At 38.9% G+C, this 26,221-nt stretch carries 19 protein-coding genes and 1 pseudogene; all 20 read right to left on the reverse strand.

The window, feature by feature from the left end; genetic code table 11:
• A pseudogene (locus I6F66_RS18340) lies at positions 1-455 on the reverse strand (hypothetical protein); the annotation flags it as partial.
• Positions 456-463: 8 nt separating this feature from the next.
• Positions 464-3,673: a hypothetical protein gene (locus I6F66_RS18345; protein WP_197209548.1), complete on the reverse strand. Its 3,210-nt coding sequence runs from the start codon at positions 3,671-3,673 to the stop codon at positions 464-466.
• Positions 3,674-4,750, reverse strand: coding sequence for a DUF4150 domain-containing protein (locus tag I6F66_RS18350; RefSeq protein WP_197209549.1), 1,077 nt, complete (start codon positions 4,748-4,750; stop codon positions 3,674-3,676).
• On the reverse strand, positions 4,747-5,646 hold the full coding sequence (locus I6F66_RS18355; RefSeq protein ID WP_197120043.1) for a hypothetical protein: 900 nt from the start codon (positions 5,644-5,646) through the stop codon (positions 4,747-4,749). Before I6F66_RS18355 ends, I6F66_RS18350 begins: the two co-directional genes overlap by 4 nt.
• Positions 5,636-6,667, reverse strand: coding sequence for a DUF2169 domain-containing protein (locus I6F66_RS18360; protein WP_165739412.1), 1,032 nt, complete (start codon positions 6,665-6,667; stop codon positions 5,636-5,638). Before I6F66_RS18360 ends, I6F66_RS18355 begins: the two co-directional genes overlap by 11 nt.
• Entirely contained in the window at positions 6,657-7,817 is a 1,161-nt protein-coding gene (locus I6F66_RS18365; protein WP_165729460.1) for a hypothetical protein, read from the reverse strand. Before I6F66_RS18365 ends, I6F66_RS18360 begins: the two co-directional genes overlap by 11 nt.
• Before the next feature lie 4 nt (positions 7,818-7,821).
• Positions 7,822-8,238 carry a hypothetical protein gene (locus I6F66_RS18370; protein WP_165729459.1) on the reverse strand — a complete coding sequence of 139 codons (417 nt, stop codon included), beginning with the start codon at positions 8,236-8,238 and terminating at the stop codon, positions 7,822-7,824.
• Between the two features lie 17 nt (positions 8,239-8,255).
• The gene (locus I6F66_RS18375) at positions 8,256-10,277 is read right to left on the reverse strand and encodes a type VI secretion system Vgr family protein (RefSeq protein WP_165729465.1); all 2,022 of its coding nucleotides are present in this window, start codon (positions 10,275-10,277) and stop codon (positions 8,256-8,258) included.
• A gap of 25 nt (positions 10,278-10,302) precedes the next feature.
• The gene (gene tssH, locus I6F66_RS18380; RefSeq protein ID WP_197209550.1) at positions 10,303-13,038 is read right to left on the reverse strand and encodes a type VI secretion system ATPase TssH; all 2,736 of its coding nucleotides are present in this window, start codon (positions 13,036-13,038) and stop codon (positions 10,303-10,305) included.
• A gap of 18 nt (positions 13,039-13,056) precedes the next feature.
• Positions 13,057-14,040, reverse strand: coding sequence for a type VI secretion system baseplate subunit TssG (gene tssG / locus I6F66_RS18385; RefSeq protein ID WP_197209551.1), 984 nt, complete (start codon positions 14,038-14,040; stop codon positions 13,057-13,059).
• Positions 14,037-15,755, reverse strand: coding sequence for a type VI secretion system baseplate subunit TssF (tssF, locus tag I6F66_RS18390; RefSeq protein ID WP_197209552.1), 1,719 nt, complete (start codon positions 15,753-15,755; stop codon positions 14,037-14,039). Before tssF ends, tssG begins: the two co-directional genes overlap by 4 nt.
• A 21-nt stretch (positions 15,756-15,776) precedes the next feature.
• Complete coding sequence (gene tssE, locus I6F66_RS18395; RefSeq protein WP_165729455.1) at positions 15,777-16,184, reverse strand: type VI secretion system baseplate subunit TssE; 408 nt, start codon at positions 16,182-16,184, stop codon at positions 15,777-15,779.
• 56 nt (positions 16,185-16,240) lie between these two features.
• Positions 16,241-16,726, reverse strand: a complete 486-nt coding sequence (locus I6F66_RS18400) for an Hcp family type VI secretion system effector (RefSeq protein ID WP_007584479.1) — start codon at positions 16,724-16,726, stop codon at positions 16,241-16,243.
• Between the two features lie 144 nt (positions 16,727-16,870).
• Positions 16,871-17,374, reverse strand: coding sequence for a hypothetical protein (locus I6F66_RS18405; RefSeq protein ID WP_197176977.1), 504 nt, complete (start codon positions 17,372-17,374; stop codon positions 16,871-16,873).
• Positions 17,355-17,687 carry a hypothetical protein gene (locus I6F66_RS18410; protein ID WP_024592020.1) on the reverse strand — a complete coding sequence of 111 codons (333 nt, stop codon included), beginning with the start codon at positions 17,685-17,687 and terminating at the stop codon, positions 17,355-17,357. Before I6F66_RS18410 ends, I6F66_RS18405 begins: the two co-directional genes overlap by 20 nt.
• 154 nt (positions 17,688-17,841) lie before the next feature.
• Positions 17,842-19,368, reverse strand: coding sequence for a type VI secretion system contractile sheath large subunit (gene tssC / locus I6F66_RS18415; RefSeq protein WP_024594497.1), 1,527 nt, complete (start codon positions 19,366-19,368; stop codon positions 17,842-17,844).
• A gap of 10 nt (positions 19,369-19,378) precedes the next feature.
• Positions 19,379-19,900, reverse strand: coding sequence for a type VI secretion system contractile sheath small subunit (tssB, locus tag I6F66_RS18420; RefSeq protein WP_165729453.1), 522 nt, complete (start codon positions 19,898-19,900; stop codon positions 19,379-19,381).
• Positions 19,901-19,976: 76 nt separating this feature from the next.
• A complete protein-coding gene (locus I6F66_RS18425; RefSeq protein WP_197209553.1) occupies positions 19,977-21,548 on the reverse strand; it encodes a TssA family type VI secretion system protein in 1,572 nt (523 codons plus the stop codon).
• On the reverse strand, positions 21,545-22,537 hold the full coding sequence (tagF, locus tag I6F66_RS18430) for a type VI secretion system-associated protein TagF (RefSeq protein ID WP_007584486.1): 993 nt from the start codon (positions 22,535-22,537) through the stop codon (positions 21,545-21,547). Before tagF ends, I6F66_RS18425 begins: the two co-directional genes overlap by 4 nt.
• 11 nt (positions 22,538-22,548) lie before the next feature.
• Positions 22,549-26,220, reverse strand: a complete 3,672-nt coding sequence (tssM, locus tag I6F66_RS18435) for a type VI secretion system membrane subunit TssM (RefSeq protein WP_197120036.1) — start codon at positions 26,218-26,220, stop codon at positions 22,549-22,551.
• Between the last annotated feature and the right edge of the window lies 1 nt (position 26,221).

The raw sequence follows: 26,221 nt of genomic DNA on the forward strand, positions 1-26,221 counted from the left end.
TCTCTTTGTTCACAACCTGGTATCTCAAAAGTAAACCCGACCGTTTGGTTTTGCCTATCAAGGTACATCACCCTATCTGGTATGTATCTTGCTGTGATCGGTAATAAATTTAAAAAGAATAAATTCCAAGAAAAGGTAAAGATTACAAGCCACCAAGGGAATGGCTCTTCAGAGTATGTTGCTACGACACAGGCTATTAGTAATAATAGACTTAATACAGCCCCTATAGCCATTGGCCCAAATAAAATGGCTTTTATAGGGTTATTGCCACAAGGGACAACTTTGTATTTTTCGCGCTGACTTTCATATAACTTGTTCGTATCAAGCCAATCATATAAAAAACACAGGCCTTTAAATTCGTGATATATATTTTTTATACTGCGATATTCAAAAAAGCGATTAAAGTTCGTTTTCTTTGGCATTATTCCAACACCGAAGTAATTTTTATTTTGCATCAGATTCCTTATGCGATTGCTAAATCAGGTGAAGCATTTTTAATTGGCTTTTCAAATGCATCAAAATCTATTAGTAAGGTTAAATCTTCGTTGTATATAAGTGTTGGTGTTATTTCAACATCAAACACACTGATACTAGGTGATTCAATTTCAAACTCATAAACTGCAGCATTTAGGCTAAGGCTATTATCATCAAATTCACATAAATATTCTTTAGTACCTTCAACCCACCCTGCTTCTTTGTAAACATCCAATGTTGTTGGATGTCGCCAAGAGTATTTTACATCTAATTGAAGCTCTGATTTACCAACAATAAACATTGGTAAATCTACTTTCACCGTATAATAACTGCGATTATCAAAAAAAGTAGGCGTATTAACAGTCACTTTTGGGGAAAATAAAACACTTTGAATATATTTAAAGTATTGGTTTGGATCTGAGAAAGTATTGTAAATAGCCCCCTCTTCACTTGCAAATACACCACGCTTATTTTTGGCAAACGGACCAAACTTAGCCCATATTTCTAATTTACTGTCGGTTAACCACACAGCAAGTAAGCTAAATACGATTGAGCCTAATAATAATGCCCATCCCCAAGGTCCAAGACTTGCAAATAAAGCAGTATGTATTCCTAGCCCAATACTGAAACCGGCCGCTGCAAACATAGCAATACCAGCATCTGTATCACTTTTACTGATTAGTTGGTATGCATCAACTCCTTGTATCACTCCCATCAGTACACCCATAGCACCGGAAAAACTTCTCAAAACCGTTATTTGCGCATTACGACTTGCTAAAAAGGAACTTGCTATTTTAGCCTCCAACCTAGGCTTAGTTAAAAATTTATTATTTAAATCTGATGAATACGCCTCCCACACACTCCCGACAGCAGCTAAGCTAGCTCCAATTAGGGCTACATTTTTAGCCCCCTCATAAAGGTCGCCTTTTTTAAACTCTTTTTCATAATTTATGTAATAAACATATGTGCTATACCCCGTCAAAAACAATAGGGGTATAGAAACAAACCGCCCCGTAGCTAAACTGATACGTTTTAGCGTATTAGAGTCTAAACCACGATGGTGGAACTCCTCCCCAAGACTTCGGACAGGGCTATCAAACAGCACCTTTGCAGGAATATCATTTTCAGGCAATGTTAAAACGTGAAATTGGCTACCAGCCATGAGTGCCGCTAATTTTTTTTGCTCTAAAACCATTTTTGCCATTTGCGTAACTAAAGCGATGGTTTGCTTAAATAGCTTGCGATTACTTTCATTAATCCCATTTGAAAAAAGAGGCTGCTTTAATGCTTTTGCAACTGTAATTACTTGATTAGTATTAGTGGAAGTGATTTTTCCTTTTTCTTCAATGGCTTTAATAATATTATTAAATGCACTTCGTTGCTTACTCGTTTTTAAGTCATTTAATAAAGGGTGGCTAACAATATCCATATTCAAAGCAAAGCGCCCTTCAGGCACTGCATTCGCTGGGTATATTTTTAAGTTTTTAAACTCTGCTATGTTACGTGATTTGCTAAAGCCGCCAATTAAGTGATGGTACTTAATTCCCTTTTCTGTTAATTCTTTAGTAAAAGTAGCAAAGATTCGTTCTTGCATGCCTAGCCACTCATTAAGCCCCTTAGAGACAACATCAAGTACACTTTTACTTAATAAGTAGGCTGGAATAAACGGTAGTGATAATTCGTCTTTAATTTTATCATGATCAAACTTTTTAGGATTAAACCCTTCTACTGTGTCTGCAATTAATTCCTCATCATAATCAGTGTTTGCTAGGTTTTCTCCAAATGCCTCTGGGTGTACACAAAATTGCTTACTAAACCAATTATTGCTTGTTTGAGTTATTTCAAATACTAATGTTTTACTCTTTTCAAATTGCTCATCTAATCGATTAATTAACTTGTCTTTTTTTTCTTTATCGCATAGCCCTGGTAAATACGCAGACAGTGTTGTTTTAGGTAAGATTAGTGTTATTAATTGCTCACATATAAATTCAAACGCCAGTCCGTAAGTTAGAACGCCGCCCGTTGTTAAATCCTTGGCTAGGCACTCCCACTCTGCCGGTGGTTGAACATTAATTTGGTCGCTAATCTCACTTAAAGTTAGCTCTAAATCTTGGCAATCTAAATAATATAAATCGTAGAGCTTTTCTCGAGCAACTAAATAGCCCTCAACTGCATCAATTACTGAAGGTGGATTGGTTCCTAGCAAATACTTTTCTAGTTCTTGCTCTGAGACTTCATCCGCTGCTTTTCGTGTATTACTGCTTTGTGGGTCTTCTTTTACAAAAGGTTTATGCGACGTTTTAGGTGTGCTGAGCGCCTGTTTTTGCCACAAACCTTCATTAAAATACAGCTGATGAGCCAGCATTGCCGACTTATAATACCCATTCGATTCAAGTTCTGATTGGTGGTCTTTCAGTATTTGAGAATAGTAGTCAGCTGTTATTTTTTGAGCCTGTGCTATACCTAAAATATCATGAACGAGTACGCTTACTTTACCACCAAGAACGTCCATGTTTTTAATTGAACCCCAATTAGGAGCATCATTAAAGTCTAAAGATTGCATTCGCTCATTACGATACCTATTTGCAATTTGAGTATCATCACACTTACTTAATAATGGTTTTTTACTAAGGCGTAAGTCGCTTTCATACATCCCTCCTAATGCAGTAATATATTCCCACGACCACTGTACTCGTGAAAAAGCAATTTGAATATTAGGCACTTGGGCTGTACTTGACGAACCAAACAGTTCAATTATTTTACGCGGTAGTAAAATATCTTGATTAAAAACACTGCTATGCGGTCTAAGGTCTTGGCTATGATGTAGGGATAAATCCACATCACTCAATTGCTTATCAGCTAACGCAGCAATCTCTCTCCATAAAAAACCATTAATATATATGTAATAATAACCATATGCAGCATCATCCTCAGGTGTTGGTCTAAATTTATCCATAGGGATGAATTCGGGTGCGCCCGCTTTAGTTTTATCAAGTGTATAGTCTTTAAATACTAGCGGCGTAACGGTTATAAATGTCGGTTTTTGATCTTCAGCTAAATCTTGCGACTTTAACTTTTTCGCGGCTTTACCAAAAGGTATACAAAGCTCCGGTCCAGAAAAACTATGTAAAATAAGATTTAAACTACAGTCTTTCGCCTCATCAACAATCCTAGGGGCGTATATATATTGTGTAGTCATTTAAACTCCCTCATCAAAAACTTGGTTATTCTTGAATGCACCTTGAGTGACGGTAAATTTCCCTTGACCAATTAAATTATTATTAGCGTCTGTCTCTACGATAAAAGCGGCCTCAGCTGGGTCTTCACTTTGTGTATCTGAATCCCTCATTTCCACACTTAACCCTCTAGGTGATGCGCCACCTGATTGCGCTAGCGGCATAGGCGGGGTGTTTTTTGAGTTTGAAATCATTAAGTCGCCTTGGCGCACTGCGGGTTTGCCTTCAATGAGCACATTAAATGAGCCTATAATAAATTCAGCTTTACCATCGTTAGTGCCGCTCATTAGGCCTTTTTTATCACCTGGCATATCACCCGTACTTTTTGAAAAATTACTTTTTATATTGGCAGCACCGTTACCATTTATTTTTACTGACCCCGCCACACTTGCTACATCGCTTGCTGCAGCCATATTTGGATAAGGAATTGGGATAACACTTGGGCCTACCGTTGTTAAACATATATCAATAGTGCTTAGCTTGCCGCCGCTACTTTGGTGCACTGCGGTGCGGCCATTAATTAATACATTTTGCCCTGATACTGTGGCTACTTGCGCTGCTTGCGATTGTGTATCTTTGTTTAATTGCTCTTGGCTGCCGGCTTGCCACCCTAAGTGACTCGACACTAAATCTAGAAATGCTTGGGCATTGGTAATAGGTTTATTAACGTCCATACCCGTTTGTGGCTCGTTCCACGGCAAAATAGGTTCGTTTTTTTCATCATCCCATTGCGGGGGTGGAATTATGTAGTCGGGTATGAAGGTGTTTACCATTTCACCGAGTGTTTTTTCACGGTATTTAGGGCGTGCTATTTCATCTAAAAAAGCAGCTTCACCGGCTTCTCTGTCTTCAAAAATAGCAACATTGCTGGCTTTACCTAATGCGCCGTTACTTCGTGCGCTATTATTAAGTCCTAACAAAGTTGGGTTGTTGTGTCGCCATGTTAACGATCCACCTGAGCGCACATCGGCGGTTAGCCCGTCGATGTCGTACTGAACACTACCTGTTTGTTTACCTGCGGCTGCATTAATGTATGTCATGAATTTTCACTCCTTGAAATTTTTATTAATTGCTCATTGGGTGAATTAAATAATAAAAACACATGATTTAACCCTTCATTTAATGGGTTATTTAAATAGCTATGCGTAAGTACTAACCCTGTTAGGTTATTAGCAACACCTTGATAACCTATTGTGTTGTTTAAGTCTGCAAGCTCTAGTAATTCATCTTCTGGGGTATATAGCGTTTGTGTATTAGCAAACCATTTTTTTTGCCATGCTAACGACTGTTTACCTGCAAATAAGTAAGTATCATTAACGCGAGCTTCTGCTTGGTTAAGCTGCTCACTTAATTCGCCATTAAAAAGCTGTGCTTCTAGCCCACCTTGCCCATGTGTAAGTAATGCACATCCACCTTCACCATTAATTATACCTGGGGGGCCATTTAAAACTTGCACTACATTATTTTTTGCTTGAGTACTCACATACTGGTAACTAACGCATGAATCCACGGCGATAATGAGGGTATCTGGCGCTATGCTTTTTAAATCAAGCGTTGTAGTTTGTTCAAAATCAGGGACTTGCTGCGAAATCACCTCAGCTAAAAGCTCACTGAGTGTATCGTCACTTATTACTGGGTTGTTTGACTCATCCTGTGGTAATACAAACACTATTTGGCTTATGCGGGATGTTTTTCTAAGTGTTGTAATATCAATATTTTCGAGCAGCTGGCTTAATAACAATAAGCACTTGGTTTGCCTATCAAGCTGAGCAAGCTCTTCTATTTCTACCATTATGTAGGGGGCATCTAAGCTTATATCGCAACGTATTAGCGCTTTACTCGGTTTAGAAAACAACATTTGATTTGCAACAGCGGTATACAAGCTACTTGGTGTACACCCTGTAGCATTTATATGGCAAAGTACATCAAACTTCATTGTTAGTTTCCTTTTTTGCCACAACTAACTGGCTATTTGCGCCTACGTGTATTGCGTCAATATAACCGCGCCATAACAAAGAAAAACTCTGCGCGTCAGAATCAATAACCAACGTATCGCAGCGCAAACTAATGGTATGTCTGTTTAATGTGTTAACTAGCTGAACAATAGGCTCTTCAAATGGAAGCTCAACTCGCTGATGCTGCCCATAAGCTTGTAACGGGTATAACCCAGAAAGCGAAAAAGCCCACCCTTGTGTAAACTCATTTCTTACTCGCTGATCTAGCGGTGCCATATTGTTAAAATGTTCATCAAGTACTGTTTTAAACGGGTAATTGCCTGCCATAAGTGCTTTTTGATCAATGTCGGGCATAAGCTCTATACGCGGTGACCAATGTGATGGTATAGCTGAAAAGCTTGCAACTGGGGTAGTATGGCTCGGTTTACGAAGTAGTTGGTTTGCGTATTCAATGCAAGGTAATTGCTGCCCTTTTGCTTGTTTGTTTTTAAGCTTAAACCCTCTCCCTATCGGATTTTCAAGCAGATAATTAGACTCATCGTTAAAGTCTTTTCCACCAAAGGCATTACTGTAATTAATGGGTGTAGGCTCAATAATATTAGGATCAGTTGCAACAGGCCCAAGTAAAGAGCGCTTCCAAAAGCGTGCGCCAGTTACACGTAAACGCTTTTTAAATAGTGGCTGCGTTTTATTATGAAGGCCAAGCTCTACTTCAATCACTCGTGCTTGTTTGGCTTTGGGTGGGTAAGCTGTAAAGTCGCCATACACTTCAAAACCTGTTTTAAAGGCGACTTGCTCGTTTACTTCACTCAGTGGTGTATATGCGGGGTCGCCATCGTAGTCATCTGCTAAAACAATATCGGGGCCGGGCTCGTTTGGTGTTACATTGCCTTTTTCGTCAAATTCAAAGTTTTGTTTTACAAGGACAACTTTAGCCAACGTACGGTCACTCAACCAACCATCAAAAAAGCTAGCCTGCCAAGGAGAAAAGTTATTCAGCACTTGGGCTCTCCGCTATAACACTTTGCCATTGTTTGGCGCTCAGTAATACATGGTACAAACCACAGGCCTTTTGCAAAGAATAATGTGGTGCTACAACGCGTTGCACAACTTCACCTGCAAGCATTTTTAATTTTTGTTTTGCATTACTGCACACAAAGCTAACGCCGTTTAACAATTGATCCCCAGGCACTAATGCAAACGCTTGCCTTGCATGCTCTGCATCATCAAGGTTTATGCCGCTGTGTACATTTTTTTCGTTATTTGGTTCTACTACAGTTACTTTGTTTGCTTGGGCAAGCGCTCTGTTAGTAATAATTAGCCATGCTGCGTAAGCTGGTTTTTGAGTTACCCCATGCGCCATTAAATTAATAAATAAAGGCAATGCGCGCTTATATACAAAGTGGCTTAGTACATGCTGGCAAAGCCCGGGGTTAGCTTTACAAAAAAGTAGGCAAGGTTCATCCCAGCGCGGATCGTTAGTAAGCCCTGCTAGGGCAAGTAATTTTGCTTTTTTGTCGTCATCATTTGTTTTAGCAAATACTTTAAATAGTATGTCTGATAAGTTACTTGTTTTATTACAATAGGCATTCACGAGTGCTGCATAAGCAATATCAAAGTTAGTATGTAACATGGCATGGCTAAGCTCTGTTTCGCTTAAGTGCTGTGAAAAAAGTAAAGTAATCGCGGTACTATCAAGCTGTTCTTTTTCGTTGAGTACACTATTACGCAGTGCTTTATTATCATCTAACTGCCAATAACCAAGTAAGTGCTGTAATACACTGTAATAACTTAAATGTTTATCCGACTTTAAAGCTAAAAAAGTTTCGCCGCTGTTAAGTTCACTTTTTAAATTAAGACTTTGTAGCAATAGCGTGTAGATACTGTGGTGCTCTGGGCTTTCTATCGCAAGGGTAATAAATTCATTAAGCGCTAAATGACTTACTTGTGTTAAATTTTTACCTGCAAAGTAATCTGTGGGTGCATCACTTTTTAAATCGCTGAGTGTGTATAAATGATTTAGTAATTGGCTTTCAATTACATTGAGTCGAGCAAGCGGATAAACACCTTGCGCTTGCAACTTTTGTTTGTGTTTTAATAGAGTAGTTAAACGCTGCTGATGCTGCTTAACTTTAGCGACTTGAGCAAACATAGTGTTAATTGAGCCTAATTGGCCAGCCAGCCAAAGTAAGATCTTGCTCGCTATTAGCCGTTATATCTCGCCCTTCGAGCACTATCGTCCCGTCGGCAAATACTTCTATCGTCCCTTTAGCCGTTTGAAGGCTAATACTTTGCTGAGCTTCAATAACAATATGGCCTTGGCTATTTTGAATGAATGCAGCGGGTGCTTGATCTTCATTTGCAAGTAGGCCTGTTACTATAAAGCCCTGTGCAGTATGGGTAAGCAGTACTGTGTCGCCCACTTGGCATGGTGTTATATGCGCCGCTTGTGCTACCACATTATGTTCGTCGTTATTTATTGTAACGCCTTTAACTCGGCCAAATTCATCAACTTTACTTACAGGTGCAAGTTGCTGATCGTGATTAAATATACTTTTAACTTTAGCGTTCATTAAATTACTCCTTTAACTTAGTTATTACTAATTGCACTGCCTTTAATTGCTATATTAGTGGCACTTAACGTTATATTAGTGGCATCAATTGTGAGGTTACCCGCAGCATCAATTTCTATACTTGCGCCACCTTGACTTAACTGAATTGAACCCTGCCCATTTGCTTTTATAGTGATGTTACCGCCACTATTTAGCTCTAAATCACCTTGAGGTGCTTGTAGCTCAAGGTTGCCGTCAACCGAGTAAACGCTAATGTCTTGCTGCGCTTGCATTTTAAGCTCATCAGTTGCTGTGAGCTCTAAGTTACCGTCAGCCGCTTGAATACGACTATTTGAGGCTGAGTTTAGAGTTAAATCCGCAGCCGAGGTAACTGTAATATCTCCCTCGCGGGTTTGAATTTGCAGATTGTTTTCTACTCGGGTTGTAAAATTATTAGCGACTGTAAAGTTTGCGTCGTTCTCGGCAACAAACTGAAGGTTTTCTTTCGCTGAAATTTTAACATCACCATCAACAGACTTTAACATTGCCTGGTGCGCACCATTTGTTGCATCGAGTATTAATTGGTTTTTATTGTTTTTATTGGCAAGGCTTATCTTCTCTTCGCCTTTTTTGTCATCCATTACAAAGCTGTGCCCAGCTTTAGTTACTAATTTGTTTTCAGTTGGGTTTTCGCTCGTAACAGGATTTGGAGCATTTTCATTATAAAGCGCGCCTAAAATTATAGGCCTGTCTAAATCACCATTTTCACCACACACGAGCACTTCTGTACCTTGCGTTAGTGGAAAATGCATACCGTGCCCGCTGCCGCCGTAAGGTTGCATTAAACGTGTTGGACGGCTTTCTTGGCCTTCTCCATCTTGGTTAAATGGTAGTTTTACTACGTAATTTCCTTTGTCATCAATTTCTTGCTCAATTAATGCATTAAACGTTGCAAACACACGTCTCGCTGGGCGTAATGGAGCTTTATAAGGCTGATTAACACTAATTAAATAAGCCTGGTTTTTATACGTTAAACCCTTCACATTTGAGCCGTATTCAACCGAAGCACTTTGGCTACCTTTGTGCTCTACACGCGTCACTAAATACTGACCATCATGCTCTGGATGGTCATAAATATTTAAACGCATACCAGGGCGAAGCGCCCTGCAGTCTGTATCTATTATTATTTGCTCACGTTGGCAATCAAACGCTTGCTGTCTGATAGTTGCTAAGTCTTGGCCTTCGTTTGATTGCCCGTAATTATCACCGTAATGACTATCTTCACCAAAACCAATAACTGACGCACTGTTATTTTTTGAAACTTGCAAATTACCCGGAGCTTGGTAGTTGTAATCATCTAAGTGCGTACTTTGTGGAAATAATTGGGCCTGCCGGCTTATAGCAAAAATTGACTCACTCGTTCTTACTTGCCCAGATGGCGGTACATAGCTTAGGTTTATTTCATCAAACTCTTGCGCTATACCATTAGAATCATTGCAAATATACAATGTACATTCACCACCCGTTTGCTCTACAAAGCTGTATACAAAACCGTGCTTACGCATTAAGCGTGTTACAAATTCGTAATCAGTTTCGTTGTACTGCACGGTCATATCAAGCATGGTTGAGCTTGCTTGCACATTTAATTTTTGCGCAGGGAAACCTGCTTTTTCAAACACGCTCGAAATAATTTTACCTGCATCCATAGCAGTAAATACACGGTTAGAATGCTGATGCTTAAGTAATGTTAAATGAGAACTCATGATCAAAGTATAGTGGTACCCCTGATGACTTTGACCATGCGCTATAAAACCACTAATTAACCCTGATATAGTCCGATCTAACATTGACCACACTAGTGATAACGATACATCTTTGCCTATTAGCATTTCAGATGTTAAATGCTCAGGGCTCAATACTTGGATTTTAAATTCATAGTCTTCACATAAACGATCGTCTTTAGACTCAAAGTCAGTTACATAGACCATCCCGTCAGGCATGCCCTGTATAGCAACACTAAAGTGACTTTTATTGGCCTTGAGCTCGTTAAATATGTCCATGAATCCCATTTTTACGTCCTTTTATTTAAGCGTTATCTGCAAATGTCGCTGTAATTTCGTCTTGTTCGTCAACAGCCAGCGTTAAAATATCAGGCATGTCTTCTTCTGCCATAAACTCTAAAATTGATTTAGCGATACCAGGGAGTATTTGCTGCTCTATAACTGCATTTACCATACGTGCACCACTATCTGAAAGCGTACACTGAGTAGTCAGTTTTTCTAAAACACTGGCATCTACTCGTAGCTGCATTTTGTGGTTTTCGTGCAAACGTGTAGCAATAGCTTCAAGTTTCAGGCTAACGATAGATTGCAGTGCTTCTGAATCAAGCGCTAAGTAAGGTATAACTTGCATACGGGCAAGCAAAGCCGGCGCAAAAAAAGCAAGTAGCTGCGGCTTAATTAAATCAGTAAGCACACCGATTGATGGTACTTTCCAAGGTGTTCCGTCTTCATTTATAGGTGCTTGCGTTGGATTTAGCGCTTCGTTAATAGCTGCTTCTTGCTCGCTTTGCTGTACCTGTTCTTCCTCATCATCTTGAGGACTTAAGTCTATAACTGTAGGCGGTGTACACGCATCGATTAACTCTGCTGAGCCTAAATTAGATGTCATGATAATTACAGTATTTTTAAAGTCTATTTCACGCCCTTCACCGTCACGCATGGTGCCACGCTCAAATACTTGATAAAACATGTTCATTACATCTTTGTGCGCTTTTTCAACCTCATCAAGTAAAATTACTGAATATGGACGCTGCCTTACCGCTTCGGTTAATACACCTCCTTCTCCATAACCAACATACCCCGGAGGTGAACCTTTTAATTGCGATACGGTGTGCGACTCTTGGTACTCACTCATGTTTATAGTGGTTAAAAATTTATCACCACCAAATAATTGTTTAGCTAAGCAGCGAGCGGTTTCTGTTTTACCTACACCAGAGGGGCCAGCCAATAAAAATACGCCTAGCGGGCCTTCATCGTTGCTTACGCCGGCTTTACTCACTCTTAGTGTTTGCGCTATTTTAGCCAATCCAGCCTGTTGCCCTATAACGTCTTGGCTAATTGTGGCTTCAAGATTAATTAAATTACTAATCTGATCTTTTACCATTGCCCCTACAGGCACACCGGTCCACTGTGAAATAATTTGTGCAACAGCATCTGCATCTACTTCACTAAATAAGCCGTTGTCTTGTGTATTTTGCTCTTTAAGCGATTGGCGAAGTGTCAGTAATGATTCGCTATCAAGCTCTTGATCAGTTGCCTGCTTTATCTCGTTAATTTGACTCAAAGTCGAAATTTGAGACTCACGCGAGTGAGTAAGTTGCGCCAATTTATTTTGTGCAATAACCAGCTCTTCAACTAAATGGGTAAGCTTATCTTTATCAACAACTAAACCTTGGCCTAGCTCTATATTAAGGCTATTAATTCTGGTTTCTAAATAATTAATGTGCTCGCGCTCAGACTCAATAGCAGCAGGATCTGTAGCAAACGACATACGCACTCTTGCCGCTGCGGTGTCTAATACATCAATAGCTTTGTCTGGTAATTGGCGACCTGTTATATAGCGCGACGATAAAACAACAGCAGCTTCTATAGCATCATCCGTAATTTGAATATTATGATGCTCTTGATATTTATCTTTTAAGCCTGCTAGCATTAATTGAGCAGCTTGCTCTGTTGGCTCATCTACTTTAATAAGCTGAAAACGGCGTTCTAGTGCGGCATCACGTTCAAAATATTTTTTATACTCGCTCCATGTTGTAGCAGCAACGGTTCTTAATTCTCCGCGCGCTAATGCTGGCTTTAATAAATTTGCCGCATCACTCATGCCTGCATCACCACCGGCACCAATTAAAGTGTGTGCTTCATCAATAAACATAATTATTGGCGTTGTTGAATTTTTAACTTCGTCGATTACTGTTTTTAAGCGGCGCTCAAACTCACCTTTAACTCCGGCACCTGCTTGCAATAACCCCATATCAAGCACCAATAAGCGTACGCCTTGCAAATCACTTGGTACTTGCCCATCAATTATACGCTGGGCAAAACCTTCAACCACTGCTGTTTTACCTACACCTGGGTCACCCACTAAAATAGGGTTATTTTTTCTTCGACGGCATAACACATCGACCATCATACGAATTTCGTCATTACGACCGAGAACCGGGTCGATTTTACCCTGTTTTGCTTTTTCAGTTAAATCTTCACAGTACTCATCAAGCGCAGCTGTACCGTGCGATGAATCTGTTTGATTTACAGACTTTGATTTAGCTACTGGGTTTAAACGTTCTGAAGATTGCTGACAAATTTTATCTAAGTTTTCAGCTAAAAAACGTGAATCTATTTTATCCAGTAAAGCAGGTAATTGAAGTACAGGGCTGTAAGGTAATAACTCTGTTAATGAGTCAATAAGTGCAGCACCGGTTATAAAATCACTTTTATGCTGAACATTAGCACTTAACCATGCACGCTCTAGCCATTCGTATAAACGGCGAGAAAATGTAGGTTTACTTTGATTACCGGCAGGCTGTTTATTTAAAAAGTCTAATAGCTCATGCCATACTTTATCTTGATTAATATTAAAAAAATGAAAAATGTGCTCAAGGTCACCATTACTTCCTTCTTCCATCAACTTAATAAGTAAATGCTCAGGAAGCACTTCAAAATGACTACGACTACTCGCAAAGCCAGCGGCTGATTCAAGTGCTGTTGCGGTGTGGCCATTTAATTTATCTATGAGTTGTTTTATACCTTTAGCATCCATTTTTTTATCCTTAATTCCTTAGTGTTTATACTGTTGATGACTGTAGCTATGTGTTGTTGTATTTGCAGCTGCAGCCCCTAAATATGAATTGTGTCCAAGTACTAACGGTTGCTGACCAAGTGCTTGCTCAGCAACCGCCTCATTAGCTACCTTTATTTGGCAAACCCACTCTACATTACTTGGTAGATGCGCAGATAATAGTGCCGCCATTTTTATACCTTCTTCGCTTCTTGGCGTTAAGCTCATGGCTGTATCACTATTAACTGGGCCTATATCTATTGTTAAAATACTTCCGCTAACCAATACCTGTGTACCAATTACTGCAGAGTTACCTAAAACCATTTGGCTCTCTTCGCCTATTGCACTGGGCGTATCTATTTTTTGCCAATTAGCTCGTGTGTCGTCAACCTTTAGCGTGTCTATATTTAAACTATGTTTAAGAAGCTGCGCTAAGCCAGCAGCGCTAGTTTGCTTTAAACTGGCAATACCACACTGAATTTTTTGATCAGTTTTTCCCAGTAAAATAGATTCAACTAACCCATCAAATTGGCTCGCGCCTCTGCCTGCTATATTAATTTGCGACTTTTTCCAGGCCTGAAAAAGTTGGCAATACAACACATGATTAAATATATCTAAAAACTGACGAACGCGGTCACCGCTTTGCTCATCACTTGCTGCTTGCTCTAATACATAATGTGGCATGGGTGCATCTACACCATACAAGCCTAAAAAAGAGGTCGATAAGCTTAATCTTCCCCTGCCGTCGTTTTCTAATACACATTCGCGTACATCAGTAGCCGGAAAACCAAGCTCTTTAAAAGGTTTAAAAACAACCCTATTACTGATCCCTTGCTCTAGCTCTTGAGGCGCAGCCCAGTGTTTTTCTATTAAGCTCATCGCTTTAAATAAGTTAAACCGCCAAGGCTGCTCTATAAGTAGCTCTATTGGGGCGGGTAACTTAGACCAAACAGGATGCGCATGGCTTTTCTCAGCATAACTCATAGCTGATAGCTCTTACCTGGTTCAATATCCCAACTCCATGACTTATAACTAGGAATTGCATTAACACGCGTTTGTACGCTTTCGTTTATAGGGGCATACATTAAAAAGAATTCATGTAATACATTACAAAAATGATATAAATCGGCATCACCAACAAATTTGCTTTCATCAATATCAATAAGTACATCAACACCTTTGATAAATATTCCGCGCTTAATTTGGCTGATTGGCGTTGCTGTTATTTTTAAAATGCTTTCAATTCTTAATCTATTCTCAGCTTTATCAGACCAGTCAAACAACACAAGTAACCTTTTTAGCTCTGTAACTTGCGTAATTTGCGAAAACTTTACATTTAACAAGCTAATAAGCTGCCAATGCTTTGGCTGACTTGGACATGCTAAATAATTAGTTGGGCGTATAACATTTTTTACCTCAACGATACTCGGCATGTCTTTTCCGCCTTCGCTCAAGTCTCCCTCTTGCAAAAGCTGACGAGGCCAACCAGCATTAAAAGAGGTTAAATCAACTGATAGAGTTTCTTTTTCATCTTCTAAATTAAAAGGGAGTTGTAAATAATGAGTTGGGGCTGCTGCACCTACATCTTTAGTGAGCACAGTAAATAGCTTTTTCTCGTCTTCAAATACGCTTTGATAACGAGGCGTATAATCATACGATTGCCCCGTTACAGAATTTCGACCAGCAACTGCATCAACCGTGTAGCTAAAAACGTGGTCAAAACGAGTCTGATCTGCACTTATCATATAATCAGTACGGTTAGGCTCTATTTTAATGGGCTCTGCGGCTTGGCTAAATAAATTAACTGCTGGCACACAATTGATTAAAATATTTTCTTTACTTAACTGATGGCCCGGCGGTAGTTTATTATCCCCTCTAAATACCACTTCAAAACGGTCAATATGCTCAGGAAACTCTTCGTCTTTTAAACCATCAAATGTTAAAAAGTAAAACCGATCTTTTGCATTAAAATAATCAAGTAATAGTGCATATCCGGGATGGCTTTTAGCTGCACTAGGCAGTAAAGCGCCATCTATATCTAAATAAGTAGCACTGCAGCCTTTTGCTTTTAACTTTTTATTGAACTCAAAATGATTAGAACCAAAATCAAGTTCAGCTTGTTTATTAGGTGTTTTTAACAACTGAAATAAAGCACTGCATAATGGTGTATCACCACGTAAATAAAAATTTAGCTTAGATAAATCAAAATTGCTGCGTTCACCTTGGCATACAAACTTAAACCCTATTCGTAGCTCTGCACCCAAGTGCGACTCTTGGTATCTAACATGTTCAACATCCAATGGGACAACATCTAAACCGTGAGTTGTGCTAAAAATTATTTTTTTATTATCGGCCTTTGCTTTAGGCGGATTAAGCTGTAAACCTTTTAAAATAGAGTGTGTTTTTTGCATAGCCAATTTAGGCTTAAATTGCACCACAGTACTAGAAGGATAATAACTTAGGAGTATTGGACACAGTTGACGCAGCACTTGCTCTGAAACTTCAGGTACTGACTCATCTAAACGCTTTTGAGTATGGGCAGTTAAATACGCTACGCCTTCTAATAAGCGCTCAATATGAGGGTCTCTATCTTTTAATGCATCAATGTTAAGCATTCCTGCATGCTCAGGATAAAACTGAGCAAACTGCTTACCAGCTTGGGTTAACAAGCGCATTTGTGCATCAAAATATTGCTGCATTCATCAATCCTTTAAATAATATTAATTATTGTTTTTTGCATGTTGCATAACATCTGCTTTACCGCCAGATTCAAATCGAGTGTTTAGCTTGATACTTTGTCCGCTCGTTAAAAACGCTTGAATATCTAGCCTTATTACACAATTATCTTCTTTAATTTCAACAGGTGTTACATTTGCATATCGTACGCGTGGTTCGTACTTTTCTATCAATTTTTTAACCTCAAACGCTAACGTGTGTTGTGAGTATGGTAACCCCTCGTAAATATCCTCTACATCGGGCAAACCATAGTCAGACAAGTGCTTTAACACGCCTCTTCTTGCATTTAAAAGCTCATTTAAATGCTTGCACACACTAACCTGCTCATCAGTTTGAAAACCATGATGGCCATTGCGTGTAACTGGTTGAGTTAAAAAATCGAATAACGCCATATCTACATCTCAATAAAAGGATATGCTTGCGCATATCCTTCAAAATTACTGACTAATTAACGACCTTCAGTCCAAGAGTCAGAGAACTCGATGTTGCCATCTAAGTAAGTCCAAGTAATGCGTTTGTAACGTAGACAAACTGTTTCAAGGTGCGGGTAACGCTCCTTGTCTAAGTCTTTAACGTTATGCATTGTTGGTGAGATCGAAGTGATTTTTACATCTTCCAACTTGTGGCAGAAATATTCACGCTCAGTCCCTGTGTCATCAATACGGTACCATTTAAGCTCTAATTGCTTAAGTGTTTGACCGTTTGAACACGCTTTGTACAAGTACGGCGTAGCCGCATCAACAGCTTTTGTAATTACAAAAGGTTCATGCTTACGAGTACCTGTAAGTTCACCTGTATCGTTATCCGTAGGAATACGAAGTTCATGATCAAAGTGTAGGATCTCAATTGAACCTTCACGCTCTGCAACAGTTACAGAACCTTTGATGTCATTACCTTGGTCATCCTTTAACCACATGTACGCTGGAATTGCCATTTCATTATTCTCCTTTTAGAATGAAGTGTTTCCTGTTAGTTGGCATTGGCATAAATAGTAATATTTATGCCCCCCAAAAAGCCCTCTGCTTCATGCCACTGGGGAATATGTCCCAAGTTGGATGCAACCAACTTGGGGCAATTTTTACAAAGACGGATTATCTAACTCTAGTATTAACGACATCGCGTCAAATGGAGTTTGCAAAACAGCTAACTTTTCGAAGTGTTGCTGTACACTTTTAGGTAATTGCTTAAACTTATACTCTGCGTCTAATTCAGATACCCAAGTATTTGAAACAAAGCTATCAATATCACCAATATCCTTACTTAATGTAACTGTTTTGTAAAAGTAACCTGCTTTTAAATAATTTTCGTACTGAACTTTCATGCAAGTACTCAGCGCAGAATAATGCATATAATCAATAGCTGTCTTTGTCATCTCTAAGCTAATACCATCATTTTGTAACTCAGTACTGCTTACTTTATTCGCATTTGAAAAACATTTATCCATCTGCTTTTCAAATGCGACTGTTGCTAGCTGTAGCTTTTTCTTCGCAAAAAAAACTTTATTATCACTGGCCACTGCGTTTGCAATGCAAACCAAAAACAAGCTGAACATACACAATATTCTAATCATTTTTACAACCATTTATCATTGCCTTCCAAAATTCTCGCTCTTTATAAGAACTACTATTTCTATAAGCACTATATGAAATTTTTTGTAGCTCATATCTTTTAATTTTTGACACTGAGGATAACGACTCAGCCATCAAAGCAAAATCTGTATTAGATATATTAAATTGTGCGACCAAGGCCCCATTACCTACAAAAATTGCAGCTAGACTACCGAAGCTTAGTGCTTTTGTAAGTTGATCTGTATGTCTAGTAAGTTCTCTAGCTTTATCTAAATACTCTAGATTTTTTTTAGAAAACTCCAATCCACTTAAATTTGGGCACTTCATTTTTAAACTCCTTTTAATGTCCCAAGTTGGTTGCAACCAACTTGGGGCAATTTTTTAGACTATAAGTCTTAATCCTTTATGTACACCAGCCAACTACTCACCAAATAGACGCATTTGATAGTACTTAAATCCGTTTCATTGGCGGCGTAGCAGTTCATTTTTCGCCAGGCATTTGCCCTACTAGCGCTAAACGAACATCAATCCCTTCAACTTGGAAATGAGGTACAATGTACGTACTTACTCTGTAATAACCAGGGTTACCTGGAATCTCTGCTACAGTTACTTTTGCATCTTTTAGTGGATGTGTAGCAATAAGAGATTCATCTGGGTTGTTCATTTTAGTTACTAATGCGCCAAGCCAATCATTAAGCTGCTGCTCTAATTCATGACGAGGTTTGCTTGAACCAATATTTTCACGTTGTAAAACTTTTAAGTAATGCGCAATACGCGATACTAAGAAAATATATGGTAAGCGTGAGTTAATTCTTGCATTAGCTGTTGCTTCATTTGTTTCAAAAACCTGCGGCTTTTGGGCACTATTAGCTGAAAAGAAACATGCAAAATCTGAATTTTTATAATAACTAAGCGGTATAAAACCTTGATTAGCAAATTCAAGCTCTTTAGTTTCAGAAATCAGTACTTCAGTCGGTATTTTAGTTTCTACACCTTTACCAGCTTCAAATGAATGCAGCGGAAGATTATCAACTTTACCACCTGATTGCGGCCCACGAATATTTACAGCCCAACCATTATCATGGAAACTACGGATAATGTTTGCAGCAAATGCAAATGTTGCATTACCCCATAAGTAACGCTCATGATGCTGCGCACTTACATCTTCTTGGTAATTAAAGTTACGAAGAGGATTTGTCTCACCGTAAGGTAGACGTAGTAAAAAGCGTGGGAATGCTAAACCAATGTAACGAGAGTCTTCTGATTCACGGAAGTTTTTCCAACGAAGAAACTCAGCGCGTTCCATGTAAGAACCCAAATCTTGGATTTTAGACACTTCTTCCAATGAGTCTTTAAGAAAAAACTTAGGACCTACACTACCCATAAACGGACAATGCGCAGCTGCAGATACACGAGATATTTCTTGCAGTAACGATACATCGGGTGCCGAACAATCAAATTCAAAGTTCGAAACCATTGTAGATACTGGCTCACCACCTGGCGTATCGTAATCTGAGGTATATACATGCTTGTATAGTGCAGATTGCGTTGTATCAGGCGCCTCTTCAAAGTCATCTCTTAGAGTTTCTTTATCTACATCAAGCATTTCTATTTTAATATTAGCGTTGTTAGGCGTACGGCTAATTAAGTAGCGTAACGAGCGCCATGCTGATTCCATTTTTTGAAAATTTGGATGATGTAAAATTTGGTCTAACTGCTGAGAAATAATAATGTCTACTTTTGCGATGTAATCATCTAAAAGTAATTTATCAATTCGCGTTACTTCTTGACCGCTACTGCTAGCCATATCTAAAAATACATTTATAGCTGCTGTTAAGCGCTCATTTGCACGAGTTTCGGCTAGGTTGCTTGCATCTCTGAATGAATCAAGTTTGATTTCATCTGAAACTGGAGAAATATCAACCATTCCACATATATTTTCATAAGTAGATAAAGGAGCTTGCTCCGTGGTATGCGCGGCAACATTTAATTGTTCTTGCATTGACATGGTAATCTCCTTATTCAGTTATTGGTTGTTTTTCATCTTCAGAAGCCAGCGGCGCAATTTCATCCAGTTTAGCTTTTAATTCATCTAGCTCTGGTTGATTTTGTAATACACGCTCTAATTCTTTACGAAGTGATGAGTTATCTAATAAATTAGATTTAAGGTCGCGAAGTAAATTACGCATAGCCATCATTTTATTAAGCTCTGGCACTTGAGAAGCAACTGATTCTGGGTCAAACGATTTAAAAGAATCAAACTCAAGGTTTACGCTAATTTCGCCCTCACCTTTAATTTTATTTGCTACCTGAAAGTTCGCTTTAGGCGCCATATCTTTAAGCACTTGCTCAATATTATTTTTATTAATTGTTACGCGCTCACGCTCAGATAGTTCTTGGCTATTTTGACCATTTGAGTAGTCACCAATTACTAGCATTTTTAATGGCAATTCACTTTTTTGTGAAGCGCCATCTGTATCAAGCTCTAACGAAATATTGATCCGAGCTCTGGGGATCTCTTTTTGAAATGTATCACTCATGTTTTTTCCTTTGCAGTTTGGTTATCTACCGACTCAATTCCAATTAAACCTCGACATATTAGTCAAGCCCTTGTAACTAAACCCACGCTAATGCTTGTGCAGGGTTAGTTACCATCATTTGCTGACTAATATGTTTAGCAGCTAAACTCATTTCATCTTCTGGCGTTTGTGACAAACTTGCATAACACTGCTTGGAAAATCGCCATACTTCCATGCAAAAACATTGTTGCCATTGCGCTAAATCATGCGCTTTTATTTGTTTTAGTAACACCCCTAACAACGCTAAAGCATGTTCGTAATGCTCAGCTTTTATTAATAACTTAGCCTTTAATAATTGCGCTTGAGCTTTGTCAAAATCGTTTAAAATATTTATTTGATCGACTTTAATTAATGCCGTCGATAACTGCCCTTTTTCGACGTCTTGTATTAATTCGCTATATTGCTCATCAAACGCACTACTTTGGGAGCTAACAGACTCTGTTTTTGCAGAATGTGATAACTCTTTTAAAAACTCTTTATTTACAGATGAACATAACGGGCTTCCATCGTCATACTGTAGGGAAACTAAAGCAGGAAACTGCTCATTTAAATTCACTAATTGTTGTTCAAGCCAATGAACAAGCGGCAATTTATTTAATTTTTTTAATGCATTTAAACTAAGTACTTGGAGATTTAAATTAAATTGCATAGCCCCTTCCATAAACAACCCTTCGGCTAAATTTAAAGCTTGTTCAGGTTGCTCACTTGCCAATGCATTTTCAATTGGAGCAAATGCTGCAGCTCTAGGAGCGGGTAAACGCGTTTTTCCATTTTCGTTAGCCGGTAATGCCAATCTTGTCCAACGTGCAGCTCGCGATAACTTTATTACTCGTTCAATGTTATTTTGTTCTTTATCAAAGTTAAGTAGCTGCCTAACCGCACTTAAATACGCTGTATCTGAGGCAATATCAGCATTACCAATACTAACCTGGCTAGCAACTGCGGCTGGTGCCGAATTATTAGTTTCTGATTTTGGAGCCGTTACAGCTGAATTCTCAGCTAATTTTTGCTCTGTGCTAATCGCTTTTTCTTCTTGCTCTGGTTCAGCTACAGGCACTGGGTTTCGTTTTTCTTGTTCTTTAGCCCACTCATTCAAAGTCGATAAAGGACCAGATTCGTTATCTAGCAACCCAACACACTGCTCGTTGTATTGGGTTAAAGCAGCTATAAGCTCAGGCCATTGCTCAGCGTTTGTATTATGGCCTTGGGCAACACCTTTTAAACGCTCTTGCTGTTGCAAAAACCATGTATTGACTGCAGCGCGCATTCTGGCTTTTAGTGGGTGTACCTCATCCGTATAAGTAGTCAACAAACGATTAAATAACAATAACGTATGCGTTAAACCTGTAACCCCAAACTCACTTGTTGCAGCTAGTGCTAAATAACTTACTATGCGTAAATCTTTACTTTGAGTGTTGAGTAAATCGGATGCTTGTATAAACATCACTTTAAAGTCAACTTCCCCCACCCCTGATGAAGATGCTTTTAATGCTTTAAATGTTTCTTCATATTTTAAATCTTCTCCACACTTGTTCCCCGGCAGAGGAGCACTTAATGCTTCAAGCCATTCAATCCAGGTGGTATGTGTATGCGGCGCTTTATTACTCATGATTTACACCAACGACGAAGTGCATCGTAAACACTCACGTTATCCATATCAGCAAAATTAAGTGTTTGTGAAGACGGCTGTTTTTCTACTTTTAAATTACATAGATCAACAATATCGTTTGTTTTTTTATCGTATTCCCACACACTATTAAAGTATGACGCTGGAATAGGCCTACAAAAAATAGTTAAACTAGGCGCTTGATTCTCATCACCTAACTGATAAAAAAACCAAGGCTGCCAATTATGATCTGCCACCATAGATGCAACTAAGTGCAACCAAAACCCGGCAACTAAGGCACTTTCATGACTAAAACTAGGCATTGGTAGGCGAATACCAAACTGACTTCTTAAACACCCTCTATTAGCGATAGATTTAAGCACAGCCGATAGCTCTTCAATTAAAATTGCTCTTTTAGCAATATCGTTCAGGCCTAAATGCTGCCAAAAAACGCTCATCGGAATAGTTCTAAGTTTATCAAGCTCTAGAGTTAAGTTTGGTTGCTGTTTAAGTGCATCAGCTACACGATTATAATCTTGTGCTTTTTGCTCCATTTCATTAATACTGGCAGCTTGTTTAATGTTTTCGTTTACACCTAAAAGGTGCTCTATTACTTGGCTTGCAAATAAAAATAAAAAAGCCGGGTGACGCTTATATGTATCAAGCCCACTATGCACAAAAGAGCTAAATGGGTAAAAACGCCCACTGCTATCTTTACTTGGCTGTAAAACCCCAAGTAAGCCACCATCATCAGCATTACCCGATATAAAAAACAACGACTTAGTTCCATTCAAGTGGCTTGTATCCGTTGTTTTTCTACCACGGTTTAAATGTGCAAAGCCCTCTTGCAACCAATGATCAAATCCAACCGATTCTCTAGATGAAATATTAAGCTTTACAAAGTCTGGTCTTATTGGTGTTTTACCCATAAAACCAAAGCTGTGTTGCTTAACCAGTGTCGGTGTTTTCTTTTTAGTAAATAAATTAAACATTGCTAGGCGGCCTATTGCATCGTTCGCGATTGCGATTGAGCCAAACTAGGGCTTTGCGAAAACAAAGAGCTTGGTAATGCAAACGACGTAAGCATGTATTTTGAAAATATACCGCTGTTGCGACCTGATTTAAGAGAAAACTGCACCGTTAACGGCTTTTCAGATTTATCTTTTAATTCCCAGGTTGCTAAAAACTCCGTGCCTTTAATCCATTTAACGTTGGCTGAGTTAAGTACTTTTAGTAGTGCCCAAGGCCCGTCTTGCTCGATAGAAATACGACGCCCTTTATTATCTAAACCATACAGAACCGCTTTTTCTGCAGCCCCTCGACCAGGCCACGAAAAATTACGCCATTCTTCAGGCTCATTACGATAACGATAACCTTGCTCACTAAAGCCTAGGTACGTTTCACGAATACCTCGGTGTGGAACCGGCATCATTTGAAAAGTAAAACCAGCACTATCAGCACCGCTAGAGAACAACGAACGAGTTACTTTATTTGCTTTAGTTAAACCATCAAGTAATTGCGCGCTAAAACCAATACCTACACCATTCCATTGTTTTTCTTCCCACACACCGCGGCGTACTTTCATAAATGGTTTGAGTTGGGTATTAATAAAGCTCCATAAAATCCCAGATTCAGAATTTAAAAACTCAGAAACATCTGCTATAGCAGCATCAGGGCCTGTTAAGTTAAACGGGTATTTACCAGCTAAACTACTGTTGTACATAGTATAAACTTGGTTTTCCCATTCTTGATTAAGCTGAGTACGTGCTTTTGCCATGACAGTCGCTATACCACCGTGAAGCGGGGCTTTAAATAACTTATCTAGCGTTTCTTTAGTTTGAGGGTCTAATGCTCGGGTTTGGCTCTCAATAATAATCCACGAAGACTGCAATGCATTACTTTGGCTGTTACCTGAAAGTAAGTCCTGCGCAAATATCATTGCTTGAGCATCATCTTCATTACTCGCTGCCATAGCTTTAATATCTGAATGAATGCTACTTAATGAACTAATGTACTGCCTTAAGTAATCAGAAGAGTTTTTATCTTCATTTGGCTGTGCAAAACGTCTTAAATCAGCAAATCGGCTTTCAAGCTCTGGCGCTCTAACCGTACTCATTTGAGTGATTGTTGGTGTATTTAAAGCTAATTTATTTGCAACATCAGCAGCGGTCTTGCCTATTGAAGCTTGGCTTTTCAAAGGCGCGTCAGCAAGCGTAATATTGTCGTTAATCAGTTTCATTAAATCGTTAAAAGGGCCGTCCATCGATGAAAGGCGTGCAAAGTCGATACTTGCATCGTTTAGATCTCTAAATGCAGGTACTTTTATGCTATCTATAAAAGCAAACCAAGTATTGCCGTAGTCTTTAAAGTAATATGCACGCATAGCCTTTGCCAAGGTTTCAGCTTGTGCTTCGTCAACAACATTTTGACCATTTTCATCGCTTGAACCCATAACCCAGTCACCTGAGAATACCAAACGTGAAATACGTTTAATCTCTGGGAATACATATTCCTGCCAACCTAAGTTTGTATAAACATACGGGATTTTATACTTACTTTTAAATACATCACGATTTTTAGAAATCATAAAATCGTTTAATAACAATGGCTTTTTACGTTCAGCAAAACTTGTAATTACTTGTTGATATAACGGGAAAGCCTCTGGCTGGGTATTTAAGTTATCGCGCGCGAGTGCTATTGATGTTTCGTTAGTTTGCCAAAATGCAATTTTACCTGGTTGCTCTATATCGCTACCCATATTTTGTAGGTACATATCAACTAAGCTACTCAGTTGTGTATAAATTGGCGCTTGCTCTTGTGCATTTATGTCTATATGAAAATGCTCAGCAATAAAATTAAGCAATTGCTCTTTAGCAAACTCCGTTGAAATATGCTCAGGGTTCGTACTCATCATTAAATGCATTTTTAGTGCATCATAATACTGCTGACGAATAGTTGCTTTTGCTTCATCTTCATTGTCAAACCACTGAGTTTCGTACTGCTTTATTTGTGCAAGTAGATGTTCTTCACCTGGGTAAGTAATAAGTTGATTCATTTGATTAAATAGTACATTTGCAACACTATTTAAGGTTTCATCACCTTCATAAATACCAAATATAAAATACCACGGAAGTGAATCTTCGTAAGTTTTAAGCTGACCATAGTGCTCAAATAAAGCTAGCGTAGCCGCGAGCTTTTGCTCATCTTTAGCCTTACTTACATTAGCTTCAACAACAGCTTTTACACGTGACTCACCTTGATTAAGTAATAGTTGATTACTCGTGTATGACGTAATAAGAAGTGCTGTAATTGCGGCAATAGATGCCAAGCCCGAAGTAACGGTTAAACCTTTTAACCAGCGTCCTACTAACCGTTTTTTTCTGTTTCCTCGCGTTAAATCCTGCAGCTTAAAAATAACATCATTAAATACGCGGTTAATAAAATAACTTTGAGTAATACTTTCTTGTTTTTGGTCAACTACAACCGCACCAAATTGATCTCGTACACCATTAGTAATGCGTTCAATAGGCGTTCCTTCTTGCGTACCCGATGTAAAATAAACACCAGCAAACCAAGGAACTTCTTGATACGGATTAGACTTAAACAGCAAGTTAACAAACTCAGTTAACTTAGTTGAAGCCGATTGAAATTGGTTAGGAAAATCTAGTATTAGTTGCTTACGATGCTCATTGCGCTCGCGTGCAACTTTACTTAATCGTTGCTCGCACAGTCGCTCATATAGCTCCTGCATACGAACTTCAAACATTTCCGCAGGATCATTTTTTTGATCTTCACTAATATCGAGTAAGTAAGCACCAAATACTTGCTCACGCTCTTTTTCAGATAAGTCGCTAAAAAAAGGTTCAAAACCACTTATTAAGTCAGTTTTAGTAAAAGTAATATATACAGGAAAGATAACGCCAAGTTGAGTAATTAGCTCCTCTATACGCTCACGTACTAATTTTACATGTTGACGAATTTCTTCACTGTCGGAAGTTAATACATCTGCAACGCTAATAGCCACCATTACGCCATTTATAGGCAGCTTTGGCCTGTATTTTTTAAGGAGCGCTAAAAATGACAACCACTCTTTGTTTTCTGACTGCTCAGTTGTGTAACGCCCTGCTGTGTCAATTAAAATAGCTTGATCTGAAAACCACCAGTCACAATTGCGCGTTCCACCAAAACCTTGGATATGCAATTCACTCGAATTAGAGTAAGGAAAATGTAAGCCCGAATTTGCAAATAAAGTACTTTTCCCTGTAGCCGAAGGGCCAATAATCATATACCAAGGCAAAGCGTATAAAGCGGTATTACCACGATAACCCGCACCTAAATGAGATGCTTTTAAAGACCCCAATGCTTCTTGCATTTTTTCTTTAATTTCGCTTAATTCAGCACTCGAACCGGCATTATGACTTGCTAATTCAGAAGCTAACTTATCGCCTGAGCGCTTAGTCCATAACCAACGAATAAAAATAAATAAAACAAAAACAGCGGTTACAGCACCCATCGCAATTAATTTTTTATCGGTAGTATCTAAACCCACCATGCGACCGGCAAACCACACAATACTCAAAACGGCTATAAAGCCAATAAGTTGACCCGTTGCACGCGATGATACCAAGCCCAATAAAAAATGAACTAAACCGCTTTTATTAACTCTTCCCTGCATT

Source organism: Pseudoalteromonas sp. NZS100_1, from assembly GCF_015864285.1.
In the GTDB taxonomy this organism is placed as follows: domain Bacteria; phylum Pseudomonadota; class Gammaproteobacteria; order Enterobacterales; family Alteromonadaceae; genus Pseudoalteromonas; species Pseudoalteromonas arctica.